The 16,539-nt window shown below is 65.8% G+C and carries 17 protein-coding genes and 1 pseudogene; 8 read left to right on the plus strand and 10 right to left on the minus strand.

Annotated elements, in window-relative coordinates:
* The first annotated feature begins 84 nt into the window (after positions 1-84).
* Genes stf0 through cysC form a run of 3 tightly spaced genes read left to right on the plus strand, consistent with a single transcriptional unit; the run spans position 85 to position 3,679 of the window.
* A complete protein-coding gene (stf0, locus tag CSW57_RS01795; protein WP_099381194.1) occupies positions 85-888 on the plus strand; it encodes a trehalose 2-sulfotransferase in 804 nt (267 codons plus the stop codon).
* Positions 885-1,811, plus strand: a complete 927-nt coding sequence (cysD, locus tag CSW57_RS01800; RefSeq protein ID WP_099381195.1) for a sulfate adenylyltransferase subunit CysD — start codon at positions 885-887, stop codon at positions 1,809-1,811. The genes stf0 and cysD overlap by 4 nt, the downstream gene beginning before the upstream one ends.
* Entirely contained in the window at positions 1,811-3,679 is a 1,869-nt protein-coding gene (gene cysC, locus CSW57_RS01805; protein ID WP_099381196.1) for an adenylyl-sulfate kinase, read from the plus strand. The genes cysD and cysC overlap by 1 nt, the downstream gene beginning before the upstream one ends.
* A gap of 32 nt (positions 3,680-3,711) precedes the next feature.
* Here cysC and CSW57_RS01810 read toward each other — a convergent pair whose 3' ends face one another.
* Positions 3,712-4,254 carry a GNAT family N-acetyltransferase gene (locus CSW57_RS01810; RefSeq protein WP_099381197.1) on the minus strand — a complete coding sequence of 181 codons (543 nt, stop codon included), beginning with the start codon at positions 4,252-4,254 and terminating at the stop codon, positions 3,712-3,714.
* A 117-nt stretch (positions 4,255-4,371) separates the two neighbouring features.
* On the opposite strand from CSW57_RS01810, the gene CSW57_RS01815 reads away from it, so the two are divergent.
* Both CSW57_RS01815 and CSW57_RS01820 read left to right on the plus strand, forming a co-directional pair.
* Positions 4,372-6,399, plus strand: coding sequence for a DUF6541 family protein (locus CSW57_RS01815; protein ID WP_099381198.1), 2,028 nt, complete (start codon positions 4,372-4,374; stop codon positions 6,397-6,399).
* Positions 6,399-7,331 carry an NAD-dependent epimerase/dehydratase family protein gene (locus CSW57_RS01820; RefSeq protein ID WP_099381199.1) on the plus strand — a complete coding sequence of 311 codons (933 nt, stop codon included), beginning with the start codon at positions 6,399-6,401 and terminating at the stop codon, positions 7,329-7,331. Before CSW57_RS01815 ends, CSW57_RS01820 begins: the two co-directional genes overlap by 1 nt.
* Here the strand turns inward: CSW57_RS01820 and CSW57_RS24900 are convergent.
* Positions 7,328-7,642: pseudogene (locus CSW57_RS24900) on the minus strand (hypothetical protein); the annotation flags it as partial. The gene CSW57_RS01820 and the pseudogene CSW57_RS24900 sit on opposite strands and share 4 nt — an antisense overlap.
* 22 nt (positions 7,643-7,664) lie before the next feature.
* A complete protein-coding gene (gene rfbB / locus CSW57_RS01825) occupies positions 7,665-8,669 on the minus strand; it encodes a dTDP-glucose 4,6-dehydratase (protein WP_099381200.1) in 1,005 nt (334 codons plus the stop codon).
* Positions 8,670-8,752: 83 nt separating this feature from the next.
* Here rfbB and rfbA point away from each other — a divergent pair, with 83 nt between their 5' ends.
* Together rfbA and CSW57_RS01835 are read left to right on the plus strand one after the other, a co-directional pair.
* A complete protein-coding gene (gene rfbA / locus CSW57_RS01830; RefSeq protein ID WP_099381201.1) occupies positions 8,753-9,628 on the plus strand; it encodes a glucose-1-phosphate thymidylyltransferase RfbA in 876 nt (291 codons plus the stop codon).
* Between the two features lie 5 nt (positions 9,629-9,633).
* Positions 9,634-10,251 (plus strand): dTDP-4-dehydrorhamnose 3,5-epimerase family protein, encoded by a 618-nt coding sequence (locus CSW57_RS01835; RefSeq protein WP_099381202.1) that lies wholly within the window; start codon positions 9,634-9,636, stop codon positions 10,249-10,251.
* A gap of 5 nt (positions 10,252-10,256) precedes the next feature.
* Here the strand turns inward: CSW57_RS01835 and CSW57_RS01840 are convergent, their stop codons facing one another.
* The 5 genes from CSW57_RS01840 to CSW57_RS01860 are packed head-to-tail and all read right to left on the minus strand — an operon-like array spanning position 10,257 to position 15,016.
* Positions 10,257-10,871 carry an ABC transporter ATP-binding protein gene (locus tag CSW57_RS01840; protein ID WP_099381203.1) on the minus strand — a complete coding sequence of 205 codons (615 nt, stop codon included), beginning with the start codon at positions 10,869-10,871 and terminating at the stop codon, positions 10,257-10,259.
* Positions 10,868-11,638: an ATP-binding cassette domain-containing protein gene (locus tag CSW57_RS01845; RefSeq protein WP_223248988.1), complete on the minus strand. Its 771-nt coding sequence runs from the start codon at positions 11,636-11,638 to the stop codon at positions 10,868-10,870. The genes CSW57_RS01840 and CSW57_RS01845 overlap by 4 nt, the downstream gene beginning before the upstream one ends.
* A complete protein-coding gene (locus tag CSW57_RS01850; protein ID WP_099381205.1) occupies positions 11,632-12,453 on the minus strand; it encodes an ABC transporter permease in 822 nt (273 codons plus the stop codon). The genes CSW57_RS01845 and CSW57_RS01850 overlap by 7 nt, the downstream gene beginning before the upstream one ends.
* 2 nt (positions 12,454-12,455) lie before the next feature.
* Positions 12,456-13,451 carry an ABC transporter permease gene (locus CSW57_RS01855; RefSeq protein ID WP_099381971.1) on the minus strand — a complete coding sequence of 332 codons (996 nt, stop codon included), beginning with the start codon at positions 13,449-13,451 and terminating at the stop codon, positions 12,456-12,458.
* Entirely contained in the window at positions 13,448-15,016 is a 1,569-nt protein-coding gene (locus CSW57_RS01860) for an ABC transporter substrate-binding protein (RefSeq protein WP_099381206.1), read from the minus strand. The genes CSW57_RS01855 and CSW57_RS01860 overlap by 4 nt, the downstream gene beginning before the upstream one ends.
* Positions 15,017-15,138: 122 nt before the next feature.
* Here CSW57_RS01860 and CSW57_RS01865 point away from each other — a divergent pair, with 122 nt between their 5' ends.
* The gene (locus CSW57_RS01865; RefSeq protein ID WP_062795151.1) at positions 15,139-15,435 is read left to right on the plus strand and encodes an ArsR/SmtB family transcription factor; all 297 of its coding nucleotides are present in this window, start codon (positions 15,139-15,141) and stop codon (positions 15,433-15,435) included.
* On the opposite strand, the gene CSW57_RS01870 is transcribed toward CSW57_RS01865, so the two are convergent.
* Entirely contained in the window at positions 15,432-15,797 is a 366-nt protein-coding gene (locus tag CSW57_RS01870; protein WP_023956351.1) for a DUF2304 domain-containing protein, read from the minus strand. The two genes, CSW57_RS01865 and CSW57_RS01870, sit on opposite strands and share 4 nt — an antisense overlap.
* A 2-nt stretch (positions 15,798-15,799) precedes the next feature.
* Positions 15,800-16,489, minus strand: a complete 690-nt coding sequence (locus CSW57_RS01875) for a glycosyltransferase family 2 protein (protein WP_099381207.1) — start codon at positions 16,487-16,489, stop codon at positions 15,800-15,802.
* Between the last annotated feature and the right edge of the window lie 50 nt (positions 16,490-16,539).

Genomic DNA, 16,539 nt, shown 5'->3' on the forward strand with positions numbered 1-16,539 from the left:
AAAGCTGTCAACGGTTGGAATCGTGGTGAATATCAGCCGTCGCGGCTGGGGAACCCACACGGTGTGATCTCTATATTCGAATCCATGGCCTCCGCTCCGCGCTCCTACCTCGTATGCGCATCGCAACGCAGCGGTAGCACCCTCCTCGTCGAATCGTTGCGGGCCAGCAAGATTGCCGGTGAACCCGAGGAGTTCTTCCAGTACCTGCCGTCGACCTCTCTGCCGCCGCAACCGCGCCAGTGGTTCGCCGACGTCACCGATCCCGCTGTGCTCGCCCTGCTGGCCCCGCTGCGGGCGGGGACGCCGAGCACCGAGACCAGCGACCAATGGCGTGAGCGCATCGCGCGGGAGGCGCGCACCCCCAACGGAGTCTGGGGCGGCAAGCTGATGTGGAATCAGGTTCCGCTGGTGATCGACCGGGCCGAGGGCTTCACGGGCCGATCCGGTGGTGCCCTCCGATCTGCCATCGCCGGCGTGATCGGCGAGGAACCGCTGTACATCAAGGTGAACCGGCCGGATGTCGTGGCGCAGGCGGTGTCGTTCTGGCGTGCGGTGCAGACGCAGGTGTGGCGGGGACACGCAGAGCCGGAGGTCGACGCGGCGGCGCAGTACAACGCAGACGGCATCGCGCACCTGGTCACGATCTTGCGCGAGCAGGAGCGCGGCTGGCGCACCTGGTTCGACCAGGAGTCGATCACGCCGTTCGAGGTCGACTACAGCGAGCTGGCGAATGACTCCACCGGGGTCACGGCGCGAATCCTCGCCGCCCTCGATCTCGACCCTGCCGCAGCGCCGCCGCCGGTGCTGGAACGTCAAGCGAACAACCGGTCCGGTGAATGGGTAGAGCGATACCGCGCCGAGGCCCGACAAAGGGGGTTGCCAGTATGACAACGCAGATCACCGCCGACGTGACCCACGTCGATGAGCTGCGAGTTCTCGAAGCCGAGGCGGTGCACATCATCCGTGAGGTGGTGGCCGAACTCGAGCGACCGGTCTTGCTCTTCTCGGCGGGTAAGGACTCGATCGTGCTGCTCCGGTTGGCAGAGAAGGCCTTTCGGCCCTCGCCACTGCCTTTTCCGGTGCTGCACGTCGACACCGGGCACAATTTTCCTGAGGTCATCGACTTCCGCGACCGGCGCCTCGCCGAGGGCGGGCACAGGCTGATCGTCGGTTCGGTGCAGGAATCGATCGACTCCGGGCGCGTGCAGGAGGTCGGCGGACCGGCCGGCTCGCGCAATCGCCTGCAGACGAGGACTCTGCTCGACGCACTGGAGGCCGGCAAGTTCGATGCGGCGTTCGGCGGCGCTCGGCGCGACGAAGAACGCGCTCGGGCAAAGGAGCGGGTGCTCAGCTTTCGCGACGAGTTCGGTCAATGGGACCCGCGTGCACAGCGACCCGAACCGTGGTCGCTCTACAACGGGCGCATCCGCAGGGGCGAACAGGTCCGCGTCTTCCCGCTGAGCAACTGGACCGAGCTCGACATCTGGCGGTACATCGAGCTGGAAGGCCTCGAGTTGCCGCCGATCTACTTCGCCCACGAGCGCGAGGTGTTCGAGCGTGACGGAATCCTGCTCGCCACTTCGGAATTCACCAGTCCGGCGGAAGGGGAGTCGGCTTCCGTGGAATGGGTGCGCTATCGCACGGTCGGCGATCTGACCATCACCGGCGCGGTCCGGTCACGGGCCACCACGATTGCCGACGTGGTCACCGAGATCTCCGCATCCACCGTGTCCGAGCGCGGCGAGACCCGCGCAGACGACCGCACGTCCGCCGCGGCCATGGAAGACCGCAAACGGGAGGGGTACTTCTGATGACACGCCAACTGCTCCGGCTCGCCACCGCCGGTTCGGTGGACGACGGTAAGAGCACATTGATCGGCCGGTTGCTCCACGACACCGACAGTCTGCCGCTCGATCACCTCGAATCGGTCACCGACACCGAAGGTGTCGCCGATCTCGCCGCCCTGTCCGACGGTCTGCGGGCCGAACGCGAGCAGGGCATCACCATCGACGTGGCCTACCGCTTCTTCTCAACGGCCACACGCAATTTCATTCTCGCCGACACCCCCGGTCACGAGGCGTACACCCGCAACATGTTCACCGGTGCGTCCAACGCGCACGTGGCGGTGCTGCTGGTGGACGCCCGCGCGGGCGTGGTTCGTCAGACCCGTCGCCATGCCCGGATCGCCACGTTGCTCCGGGTGCCCCACCTGGTCGCGGCCGTCAACAAGATCGACCTGGTCGACTACAGCGAAGAGCGTTTCGCCGAGGTCGAAGCCGAATTGCACGTCCTCGCACAACGTTTGGGTGTCCAGAACCTCACCGTTGTTCCTCTGGCCGCCAAGCTCGGCGACAACGTGGTGACCCGTTCGACCAACACACCCTGGTACACCGGTCCGACCTTGTTGGAGTTCCTCGAGGCCGTCGAGTTGAAGGCACCCGCCGCCGAACCGACCGAGGTGCGTCTCGCGGTGCAGTGGGTGTCGCGGCCGGCCGCCGGCGAGCGTCGTCGCTACACGGGCCGGTTGTCTGCGGGCACCCTGCAGGTCGGCGATCCGATCGTGGTGCTGCCGTCGGGTTCGAAGAGCAGCGTCACCGCACTCGACACCCTCGACGACGACCGCAGCGTGGCCGTCGCTCCGTTGTCGGTGTCGGTGGAACTGGCCGACGAGATCGACGTGGGCCGCGGTGACATGATCGTCAGTGGGTCACCGGATGCGCACCTACCGGTCGCCGCCCGTGAACTCGACGTCACGGTCTGCTGGTTCTCGGAGACGCCGCTTCGTGCGGGGGACCGGATTGCGCTGAAGCAGGCGACGCGCACGGTGCGCGCCACGGTCCAGGAGCTGCACAGTCGACTGGATCCCGAGACGCTGGGCGAGGACCCACATCCCGTGGAACTCGCGTTGAACGACGTCGGCACGGTGACGTTGCGCACCAGTTCCATTGTGGTGGCCGATCCGTACGCGGACAACCGCGATGTCGGTGCGTTCATCCTCATCGACGAGAACTCCAACGACACGGTGGGCGCCGGCACCATCACCGAGCCCCGGGAGGTCAAGCCGGGCGCCCGGACACGCAACGACATCAAGTGGCATCCGTCCTCCCTCGAACGCACCCATCGGTGGAGTGCGGTCGGTCAGCGGGGAGCGGTCATCTGGCTCACCGGCCTGCCGGCGTCGGGCAAGTCGACCGTCGCGGTGGCACTCGAGCGTGCACTGGTCGAGTCGGGCCGGGTGGCCTATCTGCTCGACGGCGACAACGTGCGCCACGGGCTGTCGGACGACCTCGGGTTCTCGGCCGGGGACAGGGCCGAGAACATCCGCCGTGTCGGGCATCTGACCAGGCTCTTCGCTGATGCCGGAGTGGTCGCGATCGCATCGCTGGTGTCGCCGCTGCGCAGTGACCGGGAGATCCCCCGGGCACTGACCGCCGCCGCCGACCTTCCGTTCATCGAAGTCCATGTGGCCACGCCGCTGGCAGAGTGCGAGCGTCGCGATCCGAAGGGGCTCTACGCGAAGGCACGGGCGGGCGAACTCAAGGGGCTCACCGGGATCGACACGCCGTACGAGGCGCCGGAGAACCCGGACCTGGTGATCGATACGACGGGAGCGGATGCCGACGAACTGGTGCGGCAGATCCTGGAGATCCTCGCCGATCGCGAGCACGCAAGCGTCTGATCCCCGCCGGGGCGTGCTCTCGGTATTGGGGTTCAGGGCACGTCGTCGGTCTTGAGGAGACCGAAGACGACGAGGTCGTGCCTGCGACCGTTCTTGCCCGGCGCTGCCGATCGGAGGACACCCTCCTGGGTGAACCCACACTTTCGGGCGACGGCGCGTGACGCCTTGTTCTCCGTGTAGGCGTCCAGTTCCACCCGGACCGCCCCGATCTGCCAGGAGAACTCGATGAGCAGCCGGGTCGCCCGGGTGGCGACACCCGCGCCGCGTGCCCAGGGAGCCACCGCGTACCCGATCTCGGTGACCGCGTCGTCGTCCTTGGCCCGCAAACCGCACACCCCGAGGAACGCGTCTTCGGGATCAACGATCGCGACGTCGAACCCCGGCCACACCTTGACCGAGCGGTCCTCGACGAAATCGCGGGCGTCGGCCTCGGTGTACGGACTCGGGACCACGGTGAACTCGGCCGTCGCATGGTCCTGGCTGGCCGCGAGTACGGCGCCGATGTCGTCGTGCACGAAGGGGCGGAGGGTGATCACCCGATCGGTCAGCGTGGGGATGTGCCGAGGCCAGTCCATGTGCCCCACGGTAGTGGCGAGTGGCGGGGGCGCGGCCTCTCACACACCTCCACTAAGGTGCAGAAGCAGTGTCCCCGGCCGTCCTGCCGGCCGCCCCAGCCAACGAAAAGGGAATGCATGCTTTTGGCCGCGTGGATCACGGTCGTCACCGCGGTGATCCTGATCGTGCCCGGGGCCCTGGTCGGACGGCGGATGTCATTGCCGTGGCCGGTGGCGGTCGCCGCGGGTGCACCGCTCACATTCGGCATGATCGGCATCTTCACCGTGCTCTACGGGGCGCTGTCCATCCCGTGGAACGTCGGGACGGCTGCCGTGATGGTCGGAGTGTCCTGGCTGGTGGCGTGGGGGTGGGACCTCGGAACCCGGCGATTCGGGTCCCTGGCCCCGGCGGTCGCCGCCGAGGTACGCCCGATCAGCCGCCCGGCACTGTTGACCATTGCCGCCGGTGTGCTGCTGGGCGCGCTGATCATCGTCCTGACGTCGATCCGGCGACTGATCGGCACCACATTCTTCGGACTGAACAACATCTCGCAGGTGTGGGACGCCCTGTGGCATGCCGATGCTCTGCAGTGGATCCATCAGACCGGCGACGGGTCGTCGCTCCACATGGGCGAGCTGATGAACTACGACACGCACGGATTCAACTACTACCCGAACACGTGGCACGATCTGGGCGCTCTGCTCTACCCGTTGACCGGTGCAAACACCGTGGAGTTGTACAACATCTACTCTCCGGCGTCGCTGGCGTTCACATTGCCGATCAGTATCGGGTCACTCGCATATTGGCTGGGCCGCAAGCGATTCGATCCGGACCGGAGCGCGGTCTTCGCAGCTCTTGCCGCTGCGGTCACAGCCGTTTTCCCGTCGTTGCCCTACGTGGAACTCGCGTTCACGGCAGTCCCCAACGCGGTCGGAGTCTCCTTGGCGCCGGTCACCGCGGTGCTCGTGATCAGTGCGGTCGGCGATCGTCGCCGCGTGCTCGCGGCTGTGCTCGCGATCGCCGGTACCGCAGCCACCCACCCGTCGGGGCTGGTGGTGATGGCGGTGATCGTCGGATCCTGGTGGCTGCTGCAGGCATTGTGGAAGCCGGTACGTGGTCGGGGTGGTGACATTGCGACGCTCGCAGTGATCGGGGCGGGCGCACTGGTGCTGATCAGCCCGGTGATCATCGGCACCCTGAAGATCTCGGAGAACAACGAGCTCTCCGGCTTCGACTTCCGCGATGAGAATGCCGGCGTCGCAAAGGCGTTTGTGCGCGCCGCGTTCAACGGGACCGATCTGCTCGGCCATCAGTACCCGTTGCTGTACCTGCTGATGCCGGCCGCGATCGGGCTCGGCTGGCTCGTGTGGTCGCGCAATTGGGCTGTGGTCGCCGCCTGGCTGGCGTTCATCGTCACCACGGCGAATGCGGTCTACGACCTCGGCGGGTTGCCGTCGAAGTTGTTCGGCCTCTTGGGTGGATACTTCTACAACTCGCCACACCGACTGACCTTCGTGGTGTCGATGTTCACCGCGGTCGCCGCGGGGATCGGGCTCGGGGTGCTGGTTCTCGGTGTCGCGCGGTTGCTGGCCCGAAAACCCGTCTGGCAGCGAAACCGGCTGGCGCTGCCTGCACTGACCCTGATCGGCCTGCTCATCGTTGCCGGCGCGGGCGCCGTACGGTACGCCGACAACGGGAAGATCGCCGTCCAGTACCGAAGCGGCGCGTATGTGGGTGTCGAGGACGTCGAGGCCTACCGGTGGCTGGCGCAGCAGCCGGAGGCGCGCAGCACCGTCATCCTCAACAACCTCGATCAGGGCAGTGGATGGATGTACCCGGTGGCGGATCTGACCCCGCTGTTCCCGTTCTACCGGGCAAACGACTTCAGCCGGCGTCAGTCTGATCTGTACTGGAACGTTGCCCGGATCGGCGCGGATCCTCGTATCGACCAGATAGTCCGGGATCTGAACATCAGGTACGTGATCGACGCGCCGCCGAGCTACTGGTGGTTCCAGAACGGCGCACCCAATCTCGCGGAAGGCCGATTCGGTGACCCCTTCCTTCCGTTGCGCGAAAACGGTGCGCCCGGTCTGCGCGAGGTCTATCGGCAGGGCAACGTGACGATCTATGAGGTCGCGGACGCAATACGGAAAGGCGAGAAGTGATGCGCACCTTGGTCACCGGCGGTGCCGGGTTCATCGGTTCGACACTCGTGGATCGGCTGCTGGCCGACGGCCACGACGTTGTCGCCCTGGACGATTTCTCGCGGGGTAGCCGGGCCAATCTGACCGGCGCCGTCGAACGCGGATGTCGCATCGTCGAGGGAGATCTCACCGTTGCGGACCTGGAAACGGTTGTGGCGCAAGCACAACCCGAGGTGATTTTCCATCTCGCCGCCCAGATCGACGTGCGTGCCTCGGTGAGCGATCCGGTTGCCGATGCACAGGTCAATGTCGTCGGGACCGTTCGGCTCGCCGAGGCCGCCAGGCGAGCGGGAGTGCGCAAGATCGTGTTCACCTCATCTGGTGGATCCATCTACGGCTCGCCGGAGCACCTTCCGGTGTCGGAAGCGGCACCGGTTGCGCCGATGAGCCCCTATGCGGCCGCCAAAGTCAGCGGTGAGGTGTACCTGAACATGTACCGCTCGCTGTACGGATTGGACTGCACCCACATCGCCCCCGCCAACGTGTACGGGCCGCGGCAGGATCCCCACGGTGAAGCCGGCGTGGTGGCCATCTTCGCGCGGAATCTGTTGTCGGGCAGCGTCACCAAGCTGTTCGGTGACGGTGGCAACACCCGGGACTACGTCTACGTCGACGACGTCGTGCAAGCCTTTGTGCTGGCCGGCGGCGAACTCGGTGGCGGACAGCGCTTCAACGTCGGCACCGGGGCGGCCACATCAGACCGGGCGCTGCACACCCTGGTCGCCGAGGCCGCACACGCTCCCGACGAACCGGTGTACGAACCGGCCCGGCTCGGTGACGTCCGGGATTCATCCATCGACGGTTCGCTCGCCGGCGCCGTGCTCGGCTGGTACCCGCAAGTGTCGCTGGCCGAAGGAGTCCGGCGCACCGTCGAGTACTTCCGCGCCACCTAGAAAGCCGTCGACCGGGCCCTTAACCCCGCTGAGTGGGCCGATAAACGCGTCGACCGGGCCCTTAACTCCGCTGAGTGGGCCGTCGTCCGGACTCCTGAGCTACTTGTTCTCACCAGGATCCAGGCATAGGCCCGGTCGATCACGATAATGGCCCGGTCGGCGGAAGTTAGGGCACGGTCGACGCCGTTATTGGCCCGCTCGACGGAAGTTAGGGCCCGGTCGACGCGGTTTTCGGCCCGCTCGGCGGAAGTTAGGGCCCGGTCGACGCGGTTTTCGGCCCGGTGGGCGGAAGTTAGGGCCCGGTCGACGCGGCTTTCGGCCCGGTGGGCGAGGTCAGCCCACCACGCGTTCGGTGGTGGCGTACTTGTTCTCGGTGGCCTCTTTGAGGGGCTGCCACCAGTCGGTGTTGTCGCGGTACCACGCCACCGTGTCGGCGAGCCCGGACCGGAAGTCGGTGAACCTTGGCTGCCAGCCCAGTTCGGTGCGCAGACGGGTGGAGTCGATGGCGTAACGCATGTCGTGGCCGGGCCGGTCGGTCACGAAGTCGAAAGCGTCCTTGGGCTGGTCGAGCAGTTCGAGGATCGTCTCGATGACGGTGCGGTTGTCGGCTTCTCCGTCGGCACCGATGAGGTAAGTCTCGCCGATTTGTCCCTTGTCGATGATGGTCCACACCGCGTCGTTGTGGTCGTTGACGTGGATCCAGTCCCGCACGTTGGTGCCCTGCCCGTAGAGCTTGGGGCGAATCCCGCTGAGCACGTTGGTGATCTGGCGAGGAATGAACTTCTCGATGTGCTGGTACGGGCCATAGTTGTTGGAACAGTTGGAGATGGTGGCCTGCACTCCGAACGAGCGCACCCAGGCCCGGACCAGAAGGTCGCTGCCTGCCTTGGTCGACGAGTACGGGCTCGACGGGTTGTACGGGGTTTGCTCGGTGAAGCGTCCGGGGTCGTCGAGTTCGAGATCGCCGTACACCTCGTCGGTGCTGATGTGGTGGTAGCGCACGTCATGCGCACGCACTGCTTCGAGAATCGAGAATGTGCCGACGAGATTGGTGTGAACAAAACTCGATGGGTCGGCCAGTGAATTGTCATTGTGCGATTCGGCGGCAAAATGGACGACAAGGTCACTTTCGCCGACCAACTGGTTCACCAATGCGGAGTCTGCGACGTCTCCTTCGACCAATTCGATCTGATCGGACACCGATGCAAGGGATTGCCTGTTCGCGGCGTACGTCATCGCGTCCAGCACCCTTACCCGGGCATCCGGCCTGGTCGCAAGCGTGCGGTGCACGAAGTTGGCGCCGATGAAACCGGCGCCACCGGTGATCAGTACCCGCATGTCAAACCTCCGTTCACTGCTGCAACCCTACCGATCGACAGCTCATCGATTAGGCCCAGTGCCTGGGGCCTAAGGTGTCACGTATGCGCGGAATCATCCTGGCGGGGGGCACCGGAAGTCGGCTGCATCCCATCACGCAAGGTGTGAGCAAACAACTCGTCCCCGTTTATGACAAGCCGATGATCTACTATCCGCTGACCACGTTGATGCTGGCCGGTATCCGCGAGATCCTGGTGATCACCACGCCGCACGACTCGTCTGCGTTTCAAAATCTCTTGGGTGATGGCAGTCAATTCGGGATCTCGCTGACGTACAAGGTGCAGGAGAGTCCGGACGGGTTGGCGCAGGCGTTTGTTCTGGGTGCTGACCACATCGGGTCGGACTCGGTGGCGCTGGTCCTCGGCGACAACATCTTCTACGGACCCGGGCTGGGCTCGCAGCTCAACCGCTTCCACGACATCGAGGGTGGCGCGGTGTTCGCCTACTGGGTCCGCAATCCCGAGGCGTACGGGGTGGTGGATTTCAACAGCGACGGCAAGGCCATCGACCTGCAGGAGAAGCCGGAGCATCCTCGGTCCAACTTCGCGATCCCGGGCCTGTACTTCTATGACAACAACGTCGTGGAGATCGCATCGGGGTTGCAGCCGAGTGCCCGCGGCGAGTACGAGATCACCGACGTCAACCGGGCTTACCTCGACAAGGGCCTGCTGCACGTCGAGGTGCTGCCCCGTGGCACAGCGTGGCTCGACACCGGAACCTTCGACTCACTGCTGGACGCGGGCAATTTCGTCCGCACCGTCGAAGAACGTCAGGGCCTGAAAATCGCTGTGCCCGAAGAGGTTGCCTGGCGACGCGGCTTCATCGACGACGAGCAGTTGCGGGCTCGCGCCCAGACCTTGCTCAAATCGGGATACGGGACCTATCTCATCGACCTCCTCGAACGCGGCAAGGAACTGTAGAGAACATGTTGATCGAACCCCTGTCCATCGACGGCGCCTGGGAGATCACCCCGAAGAAGTTCGGCGACCCGCGTGGCCTTTTCATGGAGGCATTCCGTGGTGACCTGCTGGCGGAGGTCATCGGGCATCCCTTCGACCTCCAGCAGGCCAATCTCTCGGTGTCGGCCGCAGGTGTGCTGCGGGGGGTGCATTTCGCCGATGTGCCACCGGGACAGGCGAAGTACGTCAGCTGCCCCAAAGGTGCGATCTTCGATGTGGTGGTGGACATCCGCGTCGGCTCACCGACGTTCGGTGCCTGGGACGGCGCACTGCTCGACGACGTGGACCGCAGAGCGCTCTACATCGGCGAGGGACTCGGGCACGCGTTCGTCGCGCTCGAAGACAACTCCGTCGTCACCTATCTGTGCTCGACCGGATACAACCCCGCCGGTGAGCACGGCATCAACCCGTTGGACCCGGCCATCGGAATCGAGTTTCCCACCGCGGCCCGCGACGGCTCGGATCTCACTTTCACACTGTCGGACAAGGACACTGCCGCGCCGACGCTCGCCGAAGCCGAGGCCAGTGGTCTGCTTCCCGAATACACCGACGTCATCGGCTACATCCGCAGCCTCACCACCTGAGTGGTTCAGGAGACGCCGGGGCCGGTCAACGTGGTGATCGTCGAGCACATCTGCTCGACCAGCGTGCGGTCGTGACTGACCAAAGCCATGCCCACCCCTTGTGCGGCAATCGAACTCAACAGCGACGCCACGTCGGCGGCGGCGATGGGGTCGAGCATGGCGGTGGGCTCGTCGCAGAGCAGGTACGCCGGCTCCTGGACGAGCACCCTGGCAAGACAAGCGCGTTGAAGCTGGCCGTCGCTGACCTGTGATGGGAAGCGGCCCAGCAGCTCCGGGTCCAGTCCGGTGCGCGCGGCGTACTTGTCCGGGTCGACCGGACGCCGCCTGATGTCGGCGGGTTCGCGAATGATCTGCGACAACGTCCACCGGGGATTGCAGACCAATCGCGGGTGCTGATCGATCATCGCGACCGATCCGCGAGGCGCCCGGGCTCTTCCGGCGAACCGCACCACGCCTGCATCGGGTGGGCGGATGCCGGCGAGAACCTGCAGCAGCGTGGTCTTCCCGCTGCCCGAGCGACCGATGATCCCGCTGACACGGCCGGGCGCAACGTCGAAGTCGATGTCGCTCAATACCGTGGTGCCGCCGAACCGCACCCCGATAGCACGGGCGGTGATCATCGGGGTACCCCCGTGAACAGTTTCTGCGTGTGTTCATCGGCTGCGTGCCGGACACGGTATGGAAAGTCCTGCGCGACGATCCGACCCCGTCGCATGACGGCGAGGGATTCGCAGACGTCCGACGCGAGCATCGATGCGATGTCGTGGGTGATGACCAGGACGGCGACACCGTCATCGGCGATGCTGCGCAGCAACTTCCACACCATCTCGGCGAGCTCGGTGTCGAGTGCGGATGTCGGCTCGTCGGCGAGCAGCACGGCCGGTCGGCCGGCGAGCGCAGCTGCAATCGCGGCGCGCTGCACCATCCCGCCCGACAATTGATGTGGGAACAGTTCGAGGGCGTCGTCGGGCAGCCCTGCCAGCCCAGCCAATTCGACTGCACTGCGGTCACTGTCGAGTGCCTGGACCACCTCGGCAATCTGCGACCCGATGGTGCGGACAGGGGTGAACGACGTCGCCGGAGACTGCGGGATCAGGCCGACGGCATGTCCTCGGAGTCCCCGCCACGTCTTCTCGCCCGCGTCGGTCACCTCGTGGCCCGCCACGTGCAACCGTCCCCGAGTTGTGGACCCCGGTGGCAGCAGCCCGCACAGAGCAAGCGCCACCAGCGATTTGCCGCATCCCGACTCACCGACCAGTGCGGTCACCGCGCCGGCCGCGACGTCCAGGTCGACGCCGTCGAGGCCGGTCACCGTCGCGATCTCCCGCTCACGGGTCGCGATGCGAACGCCGAAACCATCCAGCCGGGCAGCCATGTCGGTTACCACACCTGACCTCCTGGTGGCTGGAGTCGTCGACGCAATCCGGAACCTCCGGCGGCCACTGCCAGGGCGGTGACAAGAAGCGCCGATGCTGGAACCACCAACGTCCACCACGCGCCCAGCATCACGTCACCGCGGGACTGGCCGAGCAGCGTACCCAGGCTGGCGCGGTCGGGCGAGAGTCCCACGCCGAGAAAGGACAGCGTGGACTCGTGCCACACCGCATGGGGTAGCAGCATCACCATCGCCACGAGTGCTTGCCCGCCCACGGCGGGCAGGAGGTGGTGTCGTCCAACGAACCAGCGAGACGCCCCGGCGAGTCGAGCCGACCGTACCCACCCTGCTTCGGCCCCCGACCGCAATTCCGCCCGGACCACCCGCGCGACCGCGGGCCAGTGGGTCAATCCGATCGAGGCGATGATCGCCAGCGGTTCGCCGCGCCACATCGCGGCGATCACGATGCCGATCACCAGATGCGGCAGAGCATTCACCCCGTCGACCACGCGCATCACGACGGCATCGATCCAGCCGCCGGCCGCCACCGAGCCCACCCCGATCAGCACGCCGAGCCCGGTGGCCACCACCGCACACACCGCTGCCATCGTCAGCGAGATGCGCAAACCCTCGGCTGTGCGGGTGAGCAGGTCGTATCCCGAGTGGTCGGTGCCGCCCAGATGGCCGAAGCCCGGCGCCCGCAACGCCTCACCGAAGTCCGCGACCGGTGAACCGGAAAGCAGGGGAATCACCACGGCCGACATCGCGATGAGGATCAGCAACAACCACGGCCACTGTCGGCGAAGCGGTGTCGCGTATGAGGCCATGGTCACGACGTCGCACCGATCCGGGGGTCGATGGCAGTCGCCGCGGCATCTGCCGCTGCCGAACCCAGCAACACGGCAAACGCCGCGCCGACCGTCAACGACGCCAGCAGAGGAAAGTCCAGCGCCACTGCGGAATCCACGAGCACCGATGCCAGTCCCGGCCAGCCGAAGACGGTTTCCACGATGGCGGCTCCGGCGATCACCTCCGGCAGCCGGGTCCCCAGTAAGGCCAGGGTAGGTGCCACGGATGTGGGCAGGATGTGGCCGCGCAGCAGTGCCCACCCGTGCAGACCCCGAGCCCTCGCCGCGCGCACCGCGTCCGACGACGACGCCTCGACCACGGCCGTCCGCGTGGTCAGCAGCAGCCAAGGGATCTGCGAGATGGTCAGCGCGACAAAGGGAAGGAAGCCGTGGGTGAGGATCCCCCGGGCGGTGTACGGATCGCCGGGAGCGGCTGCCCCCGAGGTTGGGAACCACCCCAACGACACCGCGACCACCGACACCAATACCAGCGACACCACAAAGGGTGGTACGGCGGCCAACGCCGCAGACAGCGCCGAACACATCTGGTCGAGTGGTCCGCCGCGCCGCATCCCGGCAAGAGTGCCCACCAGGATCCCTATCAGCGCGGAAGCAATCATCGCGGCGAGTGACAATCCGACGGTGAACGGCAGCCGCTCGGTGAGAACGGTTGACACCGGCAATGACTGGGTGGACGACCATCCGAGGTTGCCCTGGCACAGCTCGGTGAACCACCGCCACCAGGCGGTGTACCAGGAGCCGTTGGTGTTGTATGCCTCACGCACCGCGGTCCGCTGGGACAGCGTGGCGGATTGATATCCATCACCGAGGTATACGGTCAGCGGGTCCAGGGGCGAGAGCGACGCGATGAAGAAGATCGCCGCCGACACGGCCAGTGTCACGGGCAGGGCGACCACCGCCCGTACGCCCAGAAGGCGAACTGCCGGTACGAGTCTCGATCGGGTCACAGCGTTCATCGGGTCCACCCGGCGACATGCCACCAGGGGCCCCAGGACACCCCGTGTGAATGTGGCTCGAGGATCGGTGCGGTCTGGTTCCATCGGAGATCGCGGTAGGCGTAGGTGTGGTCAAGGAAGGCGAGGAACACATACGACGGCTCAGAGATGTACCGCTGCTGCACTTCTCGATATCTCGCGTCGGTGTCGGGCGATGGCCCGGCCGACCGCGCTTCGTCGAGCAATCGATCCACACCCGTGGGAGTGAGGTTGCCCGGGTTCGCATACGGGGACGAGTCCGGAACCCGAGTGTGCAGGGTGTCGTACACCTGAGAGTCGATGCTGTAGGGGGTTTCGCCTCCGCCCAGGAGTACCGCCGCGGTGTCCAATCTGGTGTCGATCTCGTCCCAGCTCGTGCCCCGTGTCCGCACCTCGACGCCGAGCGGTGCCATTGCCGCGGCGAAAGCTGTAGAGAGATCACGGCGCAGGCTGTCCTGCGCGTTGTAGAGGAGATCGAAACTGGCTGTGGTGCCGTCTTTCTGCCGCAGGCCGGCAGTGCCCAACCGCCAGCCCGCGCGGTCGAGCATGGCTGCGGCGCTGTCGACATCGTGGGGAAACTGAGCTCTGGGATCGTAGGCGTCGCCGTACACTTCGGCGACGGGTGTGCTCGCAGGCCGACCGTGGCCTGCCAGTACGTCGTCGATCATGGTCTGCCGGTCGACACCGACATTCATCGCCGTCCGCGCAACCGGATCGGCGGTGAAAGAGTTGTTGCGTGGCAGTGACACTCCGCGCCAGTCCGCCGATGCGACCCCGATGGTCGTGATTCCTTCACGACCGGCGACCGCGCCGAGTAACCCGGGCGGCAGGCTTGCGCCGTCGACCTCTCCGGCGACGACACGCTGGGCGCGGGTGTTGTCGTCGGGAGTATGGGTGAACACCAGCGAACGCACGTGTGGCCGAGGGCCCCAGTAGTCGTCGCGGGCGGTGAAGACAGCTTGGTCTGGACGCAGGCTCGTCAGTTCGTAGGGGCCGGTACCGACGGGTTCGGTGTTCAGCGCCCAGTCTGCAACGGGTGCCTGCTCGATCCGTTCCGACGGCGCGATCCCCAGCAGCAGGTGAGGTGACGGGTCGGCGTTGTTGGCCATCGTGACGACCACGGCGTCGGCACCGTCGGCGCGGATGTCGGTGATCGGGCGGAAGTGGGTCGCGATCTCGGAGGCGACCAGTGTGTTGGCCACCGCTTTGTACGTCGCGACGACATCGGCGGAGTCCAGCGACGATCCGTCGGAGAACGTGACGCCTGGACGCAGCTGCAATCGCCATTGCCGCTCGCCGAGGGGTACCGGCGCCGCGACCGCCAGTGCCGGAACCAGATCGGGCAGCGTCGTGTCGGTGTCGGACGCTGGGCGCAGCAGGCCGTCGTACAGCGGGGACACACCGAGTTCGCCGTAGCCTGCGACGGGGTTGTATCCGCCGAGTTCCTGGCTCTCGGCCAGCACGATGCGGTCTGAGCGATCTTCGCTCGGCGAAGCACATCCGGCCGCGACCGATGCCACGCAGACGAGAGCCAGGAACAGAGGCATTCGACGAATGCGTGGCACCGATCGACTCCCTCGCCCACAACATGTGTCTGCACAGACACATTTACGTGCCGTAGCCTAACACCGACGAGACGGGGCAGCAGCACGAGAGCGTGGGGGCGGACATGGGCGACCACGAACACACCGATATCGACGGTTGGGCCAAACGCTTTGCGCTGCTGTCCGATTCCACCCGGTTACGACTGATCACGCACATGCACGAACACCCGGACGCAACGGTCAGTGAACTCGCCGCGGCCGCCCGGATCACCGAGAACGCGGCCTCGCAGTCATTGCGCGCCCTCCGTGCACAGGGCTGGGTGACCACCACCAAGGCAGGTCGGACGGTGCATTACCGTGTGGTCGCCGACGCCATCGTCCACCGGATCTTGCACGACGTGATGGGCGCGCACCACCACTAGAACGGGTCGTCGCCGGGTTCGGCTTTCCGGTTCTCCAGCGCGGCATTCTGCAAAGCGATGGCCCGGGCGAGGCGCGCGTATTTCACTTCCAGTTCGCGAAACCGCAGATAGGTTCCGATGGTGGTGAACGCGAAAGCCACCACCAGGCAATAGAGCACCAGGTCGGTGCCACGGCCGACACCCACCCATCCGGCGATGACGGTGAGGTCGTCGGGCCGCAGCAAGGCGTACACACCGAAGGCCAGGAAGCCGACAAACGCGATCTTCACCCAGGCCGAGGCCTTGGCATTGCCGCGCTGGGTGATGAAGTATCCGACCAGCGCGATGACAAACAGGATCAGGATGATCTGAATGGCCAGCATGATTACCGCCTCATCCGGCCGTGAAGAAGGCCATCGGTCAAGATGTTGACACCGTTGAGCAGCGACTGACCTTTGGCCATGGAGTATTCGGTGTAGAGAATGGTGACCGGTTGTTCGGCAACCCGCCACTGATGATGGTCGATGAGTGCTACGAACTCTGACGCGTGGCTCATCCCGTTCATGATCAGGTCGAGTTGTGCGGCCACCGTGGCGTTGAAGACCCGAAGGCCGTTGTGAGCGTCGGTCAAACCCAGTCGCCGGGTACGCGGGCTGAGAAACACTATGGTGCGCAGGGCCATCCGTTTGACCACCGGGACGCTCTTGCTCCGGTCGTCGGCGAATCGGGTGCCGATGACCATGTCCAGGGGCTCGGATCGCAGGCGGTCCAGCATGGCCACCACGTCGTCCACCTGATGTTGGCCATCGGCATCGAAGGTCACAAAATACTTGGCGCCCGGCTGAGAACGCGCGTACTCCACGCCGGTCTGAATGGCCGCGCCCTGACCGAGATTGACCGGATGTCGCACCAGATGTGCTCCGGCCGCTAGTATTTCGTCAGCAGAGCCGTCTTTGCTGCCGTCATCGACGCAGACGATGTTCGGGAAGGTTCGTTTTGCCGCGCCGGCCACCGATCGGATGACCGGAGCTTCATTGAAGACGGGAACGATCAGCCACACATCTGAATTGCCCACGGCAGTACCTGGCTCAGTGATCGTTCCACCTCCACGCCCACCTCGACTGC

Source organism: Williamsia muralis (assembly GCF_002735905.1).
Taxonomy (GTDB): domain Bacteria; phylum Actinomycetota; class Actinomycetes; order Mycobacteriales; family Mycobacteriaceae; genus Williamsia; species Williamsia muralis_A.

What these genes read in the sequence shown, in the direction of transcription:
- CSW57_RS01815 (WP_099381198.1), top strand. Translation starts at nt 4,372, where the DNA reads ATGCTTTTGGCCGCGTGGATCACGGTCGTCACCGCGGTGATCCTGATC.
- rfbB (WP_099381200.1), bottom strand. Translation starts at nt 8,669, where the DNA reads ATGCGGGTACTGATCACCGGTGGCGCCGGTTTCATCGGCGCCAACTTC.
- CSW57_RS01870 (WP_023956351.1), bottom strand. Translation starts at nt 15,797, where the DNA reads ATGCTGGCCATTCAGATCATCCTGATCCTGTTTGTCATCGCGCTGGTC.
- rfbA (WP_099381201.1), top strand. Translation starts at nt 8,753, where the DNA reads ATGCGCGGAATCATCCTGGCGGGGGGCACCGGAAGTCGGCTGCATCCC.
- CSW57_RS01840 (WP_099381203.1), bottom strand. Translation starts at nt 10,871, where the DNA reads ATGATCACCGCCCGTGCTATCGGGGTGCGGTTCGGCGGCACCACGGTA.
- CSW57_RS01860 (WP_099381206.1), bottom strand. Translation starts at nt 15,016, where the DNA reads ATGCCTCTGTTCCTGGCTCTCGTCTGCGTGGCATCGGTCGCGGCCGGA.
- stf0 (WP_099381194.1), top strand. Translation starts at nt 85, where the DNA reads ATGGCCTCCGCTCCGCGCTCCTACCTCGTATGCGCATCGCAACGCAGC.
- CSW57_RS01820 (WP_099381199.1), top strand. Translation starts at nt 6,399, where the DNA reads ATGCGCACCTTGGTCACCGGCGGTGCCGGGTTCATCGGTTCGACACTC.
- CSW57_RS01850 (WP_099381205.1), bottom strand. Translation starts at nt 12,453, where the DNA reads ATGGCCTCATACGCGACACCGCTTCGCCGACAGTGGCCGTGGTTGTTG.
- CSW57_RS01810 (WP_099381197.1), bottom strand. Translation starts at nt 4,254, where the DNA reads ATGGACTGGCCTCGGCACATCCCCACGCTGACCGATCGGGTGATCACC.
- CSW57_RS01855 (WP_099381971.1), bottom strand. Translation starts at nt 13,451, where the DNA reads ATGAACGCTGTGACCCGATCGAGACTCGTACCGGCAGTTCGCCTTCTG.
- cysD (WP_099381195.1), top strand. Translation starts at nt 885, where the DNA reads ATGACAACGCAGATCACCGCCGACGTGACCCACGTCGATGAGCTGCGA.
- cysC (WP_099381196.1), top strand. Translation starts at nt 1,811, where the DNA reads ATGACACGCCAACTGCTCCGGCTCGCCACCGCCGGTTCGGTGGACGAC.
- CSW57_RS01865 (WP_062795151.1), top strand. Translation starts at nt 15,139, where the DNA reads ATGGGCGACCACGAACACACCGATATCGACGGTTGGGCCAAACGCTTT.
- CSW57_RS01835 (WP_099381202.1), top strand. Translation starts at nt 9,634, where the DNA reads ATGTTGATCGAACCCCTGTCCATCGACGGCGCCTGGGAGATCACCCCG.